The sequence below is a fragment of the Streptomyces sp. NPDC002884 genome, assembly GCF_040295245.1.
Taxonomy (GTDB): Bacteria; Actinomycetota; Actinomycetes; order Streptomycetales; family Streptomycetaceae; genus Streptomyces.
Genome location: NZ_JBEOVB010000056.1, coordinates 1 through 8,399 on the forward strand (window position 1 = coordinate 1; position 8,399 = coordinate 8,399).

General features: G+C 66.9%; 4 protein-coding genes and 1 pseudogene. 4 read left to right on the forward strand and 1 reads right to left on the reverse strand.

What is annotated here, in order from left to right; all coding sequences use genetic code 11:
• Positions 1-1,738: 1,738 nt before the first annotated feature.
• The 4 genes and pseudogenes from ABT070_RS43620 to ABT070_RS43635 form a co-directional block, all read left to right on the forward strand.
• Positions 1,739-4,141 (forward strand): DEAD/DEAH box helicase, encoded by a 2,403-nt coding sequence (locus ABT070_RS43620; RefSeq protein ID WP_351768652.1) that lies wholly within the window; start codon positions 1,739-1,741, stop codon positions 4,139-4,141.
• A 230-nt stretch (positions 4,142-4,371) separates the two neighbouring features.
• Positions 4,372-6,495, forward strand: coding sequence for a telomere-associated protein Tap (tap, locus tag ABT070_RS43625; RefSeq protein ID WP_351768607.1), 2,124 nt, complete (start codon positions 4,372-4,374; stop codon positions 6,493-6,495).
• 5 nt (positions 6,496-6,500) lie between these two features.
• The gene (gene tpg, locus ABT070_RS43630) at positions 6,501-7,055 is read left to right on the forward strand and encodes a telomere-protecting terminal protein Tpg (protein ID WP_351768654.1); all 555 of its coding nucleotides are present in this window, start codon (positions 6,501-6,503) and stop codon (positions 7,053-7,055) included.
• A 323-nt stretch (positions 7,056-7,378) separates the two neighbouring features.
• Positions 7,379-7,939, forward strand: a pseudogene (locus ABT070_RS43635) (transposase); the annotation flags it as partial.
• A gap of 196 nt (positions 7,940-8,135) precedes the next feature.
• Here the strand turns inward: ABT070_RS43635 and ABT070_RS43640 are convergent.
• Positions 8,136-8,264: a hypothetical protein gene (locus ABT070_RS43640; protein WP_351768609.1), complete on the reverse strand. Its 129-nt coding sequence runs from the start codon at positions 8,262-8,264 to the stop codon at positions 8,136-8,138.
• Positions 8,265-8,399: the final 135 nt, after the last annotated feature.

Genomic DNA, 8,399 nt, shown 5'->3' on the forward strand with positions numbered 1-8,399 from the left:
CATTACCCGCTCCGCGGGTAATGCCCCGGCAAGCCGGGGCATAGAGAAAGAATTGCGCAAGCGCAATTCGGATTCCCGCGTAAACGCGGGAATGAATTCCGTAAACGGAATTCTAAGGGCGTGCCTCCCCCCGCAAGCGGGGGGAGGGGAATTCCCGCAAGCGGGAATCCGGGGCGTCCGCTGCGCTCCCGTCCTACCGGCTTCGCCGACGGGCAGCAAAGGGTACCGGAGCCTGGCGTCGCCCTGCGAATTCTGCTCGAGGATCTGGCTCGGATACCCATGCAAGTGTGGGTATCCGAGCCAGCAGAAACGGATGCCGCCTAACGGGTAGGGCCGTGACCGGAAGACGAGGGACCGTAAAGCGCCACCTTCCTACTGGCCGCAGCCTCATGACTCCTCACGGCATGTGCCACCCAAGACGCCTGCTCCTCACGAGAAAGCCGCGCGAAATCCTTCCTCTCCTGAGCCACTACCTCAGGCGGAACACCCAGGGCATACTCAAGACCACGCTTCGGAGCAGCCCAAAACCAAGCCGCTTCCTGCTGCAACGTCATCTGACTCCCACTCCGAACTTCCACCGGAGAAACACCAGGAACAGGAAGCGAAGCACTCGAAGCAAGAGAAGAAACCGGCACCGAAGAACCGGATGCTACTGCGGCAGACGCCGCCTGCTCAGCAGCCAAAGCAGCCTTACGCTTCCTATTGGCATGCCCCAGTCGGGCAGACTCGCTGGCCGCCCCAGGAGGCCTGCTGGCATTCCACTGCCGGGTAGACTCGCTGGCCGCCCCAGGAGGCCTGCTGGCATTCCCCAGTCGGGCAGACTCGCTGGCCGCCCCAGGAGGCCTGCTGGCATTCCACTGCCGGGCAGACTCGCTGGCCGCCCCAGGAGGCCTGCTGGCATGTCCCAGCCGGGAAGACTCGCTGGCCGCCCCAGGAGGCCTGCTGGCATTCCACTGCCGGGTAGACTCGCTGGCCGCCCCAGGAGGCCTGCTGGCATGCCACTCTTTCATTCTCTTGCTCTGCTGCGCGCGGCGTTCATTATCTTTCTGTGCTTTTTCATCATCAGTAGGCATAAGACTCTGCATTCTCTTTCACATCAATATCGCCCTGCATCCAGTCGGCAGGAACCTCTGTCGCATGCAACGTATGGAAGGGCGGTATGGGTTCAACACAGGGAGAAAGGACTCCGACATTTTCACAAAATGTCCGGCTTACCCTTTCATGCCTGTCTCCTGCGAGGTTGTCGGCAGACCATGTCAGGGACAGGGATCGAACGAGGCTGGCCGCAAGAGGAATCGAAGGAACGCCGGAGTCGTGCACCCGCAACTGACGGAGCTTCTTCAGCCACCCCTATGGGGAGTGAGGGTCCCGAGCGTGTTGACGAGGCCGCCATGCAGGGCAGTCGCTGTCCTTGCTGGTCCGAGCCACCGACGCGACGTCCCCCGATCGGTGGCCACTCTGAAAAGGCTCACGGGTAGTCGCCCGCCTGCGAGGTCGGCCTCGCCATGCTCAGGAGCTGCGGGTGCTTCTCGTGCAAGGCGTCTGGTTGGTCTGCATGTGCAGGGCGTTCTTGGCTGGAGCGGGTTGAGGCGACATGCAAACTTAGTCGAGTCAACGTGTCTGAACGTGATGTTTCGGTATGATGCAGTGTGTAGAGTCTGGGTCTAGATGCTGTCACCTGGGGCTGCTGGTGCGGCCGATGTCCCTCTCGTCGGTCCCGCCTTTTCGCGAAAGGGAGATGGATGTTGCTGTGAAACTGCGAGACCATCAGATCGAGGCTGTTGATGCCATTGTTCGCGGCTTGGATGTTCCGCCGGGAGGGATCCCGTCCGGCGGTCTGCGTGGGCAGGTGCATGCCGCGTGCGGCACGGGGAAGACCATTATTGCTGCGGTGTCCGCCAGGCGTCTCGTTCCTCGTGGGCGTGTTCTTGTTCTGGTGCCGACTCTGGAATTGCTCACGCAGACGGTCAAGGCGTGGCGGGGTGCGGGCCACGGTGGCGATGCGGTGGCGGTGTGTTCGCTGGAGGATGATCCCGATCTGTGGAATCTGAGGGTTCGGGCGACGACGAATCCTGTGCGGCTTTCGCTGTGGCATGGGAAAGGTCCGGTGACCATTTTCGGCACGTACGCGAGTATCGGTGTCCTGGCCAAGGCTTTCGAGGGTGCGTACGGGCAGAAACTGAATCCGCTGGATTTGGTGGTGGTCGATGAGGCGCACCGCACGTCCGGTTCTCTGGGTAAGAAGTGGGCCCTGGTTCATGACCAGGATGTGATTCCGGCTGCGCGGCGGTTGTATCTGACGGCGACGCCGCGGATTTGGCAGGAGCGGCCGGCGCATTGGGAGGTGCGGGAGGGTGTGCGGGATGCGCTGCCGGGGGAGTTCGCGGCGTCGATGGATGATGAGGGGATCTTCGGGCCGGTGCTGTACAAGCTCAGCTTGGCGTCGGCGGTGTCGCGGGGGTTGCTGGCGCGTTATCAGGTGATCGTGGCTGAGCTGACGGATCCGGTGGTGACTCCGGAGCGGCTGCGGGGGCCTGAGGCGCGTGAGGAGGAGGTGCGGGGGGAGCGGATGGGGGCGCTTCAGGCGGCGTTGTTGCGGACGATGGCGGATCATGATTTGCGGACCACGATTACGTTTCATCATCGGACTGTGGAGTCTCAGGCTTTCGCGGAGGGTCTGAGGTCGGTGGCTGCGCGGCTTTATGCGAGTCGGCCTGATAAATATCCGTCGAAGATCTGGGCTGACTGGCTTTCCGGTGAGCATGCTCCGGAGCGACGCCAGGAGGTTCTTTCGGGTTTTGGGAGTACGGCGCGGCGGGCTGTTCTTTCGAATTGTCGTGTTCTCGGTGAGGGTGTTGATATTCGGGCGGTGGATTCGGTTGCTTTCATTGATCCGAAGGGTGCGCCGCATGACATTGTTCAGGCGATCGGTCGGGCGTTGCGGCAGAAGCCTGGTGAGGGGAAGGTGGCTTCGCTCATCGTTCCGGTTTTCCTGAAGTCTGGAGAGGTGCCTGAGGACATGTTCACTTCCGGTTCGTATCGGCCGTTGATCCGGGTGCTTGAGGGATTGCGTGCTCATGATGAGGAGGCTGTCGAGCTGTTGGCCATTCCTCAGGAGCCGCAGAAGGAGGCTGTCCAGCCGTCGATGGATATCGGTACTCCGCCTGAGGATGGTGAGGAGGAATCGCGGCTGCTGTTGCGGTTTGCTGCTCCGCGGGATCCGGTGATGGTCGCGAACTGGGTGTCGTTCAACGTGATCGACACGGAGCGGCAGGACTGGGCGCGGGGGTGGGCGGCACTAAAGAGGTATGTCGAGCGGGTCGGGGACGCGAGGGTGCCGTACGGCCATCGCGAGGGCGCGGCGCCGCTGGGGCAGTGGGTGGCGGAACAGCGGCGGGCGTACGGGGCGGGGCAGTTGTCCTCTGCGCGTGCGGAGCGGCTGGAGCAGCTGGGCATGGTGTGGTCGGTCGCGGACGCGGCGTTTCAGGAGAATCTGGCGGCGGCGCGGGTCTACTACGAGCAGCACTGGACGTTGTGCGCTCCGCGTACGGCCGTGGCTCTCGACAGGCCGTTGGGTACCTGGTTGTCGAATTTGCGGAGGCCGGGGGCGCTGGAGGGGCATCCGGAGCGGTCGGCCGCGCTGGCGGAGATCGATCCGGACTGGAACCCGGCGTGGCCGGCCGAGTGGCAGCGGCACTACGCGGCGGTGCGGGAGCTGCTGCGCGACGAGCAGGACACGCAGATCCTGCCGGGGACCACGGTCCACGGGCTTGATGTGGGGCGGTGGGCCGCGCGGCAGCAGGAGCACGCGGTGTGGCACGGGCTGATGGACGGCCAGCGCGAGCGGCTGGAGCGGCTCGGGTTCGCTCCGCGGCCCGCGCAGTCCGAGACGGCTGGGAAGGCCCGCCGGGGCGGTTCTGACGCGTTCGAGCGGGGGGTTGCGGCCCTGGCGCAGTACAAGGCCCGTACAGGCTCTGTCACGGTACCGAGAGACCACGTTGAGACCGTGGTGGTTGACGGTGTCGAGCACCCGGTGAGACTGGGGGTATTTCTCTCGAACAGCCGTTCCAGGCGGGGAAAGCTCACCGCTGAACGGCTCGCCGCACTCGCCGGGTTCGGACTGGAGTGGGCGGGGGCTTGAGGCGGCCCGCGTAGTCTGCGGACGCCGGTTTCTCCTGTCTGGGGAGGGGCCGGGCAGGCGGCGAGGGGCGGCGCATTTTGGGGATGCGCCGCCCCTCGCTGCTGTTCGAGCGTCGGGCGGTTCGGCGAGACGTCACCCCACCCTCCCTGAAATAGCTTCGCGAAGGTTAAGCGAAAAGGCTAAATCCAGGGATAAGATTTGATAGTGTGGGTGCTGGAGGTGGGCCACTCATGGCGAGTCAGGAAGAGCTGTTCGCGTCCGTTGACGCGCTGCTTGCGGAAGAACCGCAGCTCCCGTCCCCGGCAGAGCGGGCGCGACTGCGGGAAGAGGCCGGGATCACTCAAGCGCGGCTGGCGCAGGTGCTGAAGACGACACCCCAGACGGTGAAGAACTGGGAGAACGGGCGCAGCGAGCCGCGGCCGCCGCGCCTGGAAGCGTACCAGCGCCTGTTGGAGGGGTGGGCGGCGAAGTACCCGAAGTCTGCCAGCGGAGCTCCCGCCGCGCCCGCCCCGGCCCCGGCCGCCGCGCCGCAGCCGGAGGTGCCCGAGACGCTCACCGTCCCGGCCGCCCCGGAGGAGGCGGAGACCGCTGCGCCGGTCCAGACTTCTGCCGCCCCGGCCGTGCCCACCCCTACGGCAAAGCGCCCGGCGACGTCGTCCCGGCGTCCGGCGGCGAAGAAGGCCGCCGCGCCAGCCGTCGATCCGCGCTTCCCTCACGGCCCGCTGGCCGTGCTGGACGGCGACGGCACCGCCTACTGCATCGGCGGAATCGTCCTGGACTGTCCGGCGAGGACGATCCCCGAGCTGGTCGAGTGGACGTTGCGTGAGTCAGGACTCGGCGCGTCCCGGCTTCACCGCCACGGCAAGGACGCCGATCCGCTGGTGGTCCTCACCCGCGAGGCTGCCGTGCGGCTCGGTCTGCCCGAGCGCCTGGAGGACCGCCGCGCCCTGCGCCTGGAGGACGGGCACCCCGTGCTCAAGCAGCTCACCCGGGCGAAGTGGAAGCTCACCCAGCGCGGGTTCGGGCCGTGGGCGCGTGTCTACCGTCCGGCGAAGGGCGGCGAGCGCCAGTGTGTCCAGCTGGCCGTGGTGCCGTGGGACGCGTTCGACGCGCGGGCGTGGCCCGGGGGGGAGGGAATGGCGCCGGCCGAACTCGCCCGCGTGCTCGGGGTGTACGCGCAGCGGGTCCTCACCCCGCGCGGGTCGACCGCGGTGTCCGGGCTGGAGCTGATGACCGCCCTGCGCCCGCCGACGCGGGCCGTGCGTGACGCCGCCACCGGCGGCTGGGTGTCCGGGTACAACCCCGGCTCACTCGGCACCGCCCCTGTCGACCCGGCCCCGCCCGAGGCCCCGGCCGAACACCCCGCCGCGCAGGGCTGGGAGGGCGGTTTCCTGGATGAGGAGGCCTACCAGTGGGTGCGGGACGTTGATCTCCTCACCGGTGAGGAAGCAGCGCTGCCGTGGGCGGTCGGGCTGGACGTGAACACGGCGTTCCTCGCCGCGGCCGCCCGGCTCACGGTCGGGCTGTCCGCCCCCCAGCACCACATCCGCCCGATGTTCAGCCCGAAGCTTCCCGGCTGCTGGCTCGTCGACCTGAGCCATGTGGAGGTAGACCCGCGCCTGCCCTCACCGTTCACACCGACGGGCGCCCGGCCCACCGAAGCCGCCTGGTACGAGACCCGCACCGTCGCCTACGCCCAGGAACTCGGCTACAACGTCACCCCGATCGAGGCCTACCTCAGGCACGAGACGGGCGCGTTCCTCGACCCGTGGCACGACCGGCTCAAGAGCGCCTACGTCGACACCATGGCCGACCTCGGAGTGCCGGCGGGCCTGGACGGCACGGAGTTCCTCGCCGCGATGGAACACCACAAGGACAACGACCCGGCGATGGCCGCCGTCCTCGCCGCGGTGAAAGCGACCGTGAAGGGCGGGGTGGGCAAGCTGCGCGAGCGGCCTCAGGGACGGCACTACCGCGACGGTGAGCGGTGGCCGGCGCTCGAGCGGCCCACCTGGCGGCCCGACATCCGCGCCGCCGTCATCAGCAAGGCCCGCGTCACCATGCACCGCAAGATGGCCAACATGGCGGCCACGACGGGCCTGTACCCGCTCGCCGTGCTCTCCGACTGCGTCGTCTACCCCTCCCCCGGCCGCAGCCCGCTGGACTTCCTGCCCTACAGCATTTCCGGCAAGCCCCTGCCCGGCGTCTTCCGCATCGGCGCCACCCCCGGACTGTGCAAGGTCGAAGGCGTCCAGCCGATGGCGTGGGCGGTCGACCTGATGGAACAGGGACACAACCCCGCCCGCCACATCAAGGGCGACGGCCACGACGCCACCCACGACGAAGGAGAATGACCCTCGTGGGAGACATCGACGACGCCCTCGAACGCGCCGGGCAAGAGGCGTTCACGCAGGACCCGCCCAAAACCCTCAAGGGGCGGATCGGCTTTCTGATGCGACGGCTCGGCACTACCCGCGCCGTCGCGGCCGAGATCAGCGTCAGCCAGCGGTCGGTGGAGCGCTACATCAAGGGCGAGCGCAAGAACCCGCCCCAGGACGTCGCCACCCGCATCGACGCCGCCGTACGCGCCCGCTGGCAGCCCCGCGTCCGCAACCGCGCCCGCAAACAGGCCGCCACCACCGGCGGAATCACCATCGAAACCCGCGCCCGCTTCGGCTACACCGCCCCCGTCGGCAGCACCGACGACGGCCGCTACCGCCGCCTCACCATCCACCTCCCACCGGAGTACGCAGGCAGACTCTTCGACGCACAACGCCACGGCGCCAGCGACACAGAAATGCGTGCCATCGTCGCCGAAGGACTCCAGGAGATCTACTTCAAAGACGGCGGCCGCCGCGCCGACCACCTCGAAGTCGAACTCAACGACATCGACTACATCGACGTCAGCTTCTGACCACGCTGACCAGCCCGCGTACACGACACTGGCCCGTCCTCCGGACACCGGCCGGGGACGGGCCCCTGCGTTGTACGGCCCTTCCGCTTCTTCAGCAAGACCTGGCCGCCTCGGTTCAGGTCTTGCGTTCGGGGAGCCTGCTCGTTCACACGGCCCTCCCACGCCCCGACACAGTGGGCGAGGTCCTCTGAGCTTGGCGTTTAACCTCGCGGGTCACTCGTCCTGCTGACCTGCGGTTCTTCACGGGACAGCGGAGGCGGAGGCGGCTGTTCTCCACGCTTCGAGATGTCGAGTAACGAAGCACGAGAGAACGGCCGCTGCCCATGAGTCTGCCTGTCGGTGTGCCCGGAATCGAGGCATTGGGTCTGTTGTCCCGCTTTCGGGTCGAGTTCTATGAGTGTCTCTACAAGCGGGCGGACGCGCTCTTCGAGCTCACCGATGCGGTGCTGTGCGCGGACGGGCCGGTGAAAACCCTGGTCGAGCTCTTCTTGGCGGTCGAGCACCGGCGCGGGCACGGTGCGCTGTACGCGGCGCTGGACCGTGGCTGGCTGGAGCCGACACGGTTGCGCCGCGTACTGGCGGGCCTGCCGCTGCCAAAGGCGGCCGACGGGCGGATCGTGCTCGCCGTGGACGTGTCGCACTGGCTGCGACCCGACGCTCCCACCAGCGGCGACCGGCTCTTCTGTCATGTCTATGGACGCGGCGACCGAAGCTCGGACCAGTTGGTGCCCGGCTGGCCCTACTCCTTCGTCGCGGCCCTGGAGTCCGGCCGCACCTCCTGGGTTGCTCTCCTGGACGCGGTACGCCTGGGCCCGGCCGACGACCCGACCACCGTCATGGCCGTCCAACTCCACGATGTCGTCAGGCGGTTGGCGAGTGCAGGTCACTGAGCCTCCACCAACTTGAAGTTGCTGGTCAAAGGGCTGGTGTGGCTGGTGCTCGGGGTGCTCATGCTGGTCGTGGGCGGAAGTCCACGGTGAAGATCATCCGTCAGCGGTTGACTTCGAGGTTCGTCAGGACGAGCAGGGCTCGCAGGAGCTGGGAGGCGTGGGCGGGATCGGTGCGGAGCTTGGTGAGGATTCACCAGTTCTTGAGATGGGCGAAGCCGTGCTCAACCGGAGCGCGTTCGACGGCCAGAACTTGGTCGGCTTCCTTCTGCCCCAGGGTCAGCTTGTGGGTTCGGCCGGCCGTGTAGCCGGTGACGATCACGGGGGCGAGGATGTCGTTGTCCAGGCCACGGAAGTGATTCAGGCTGAACCTTAAGAGATCAAGATGCGTAGCAGGGCATGGAGCGTCCCAATAGTGATGTAAAGGTGAGGGCAATGAATCCTGCTGATTTCAACG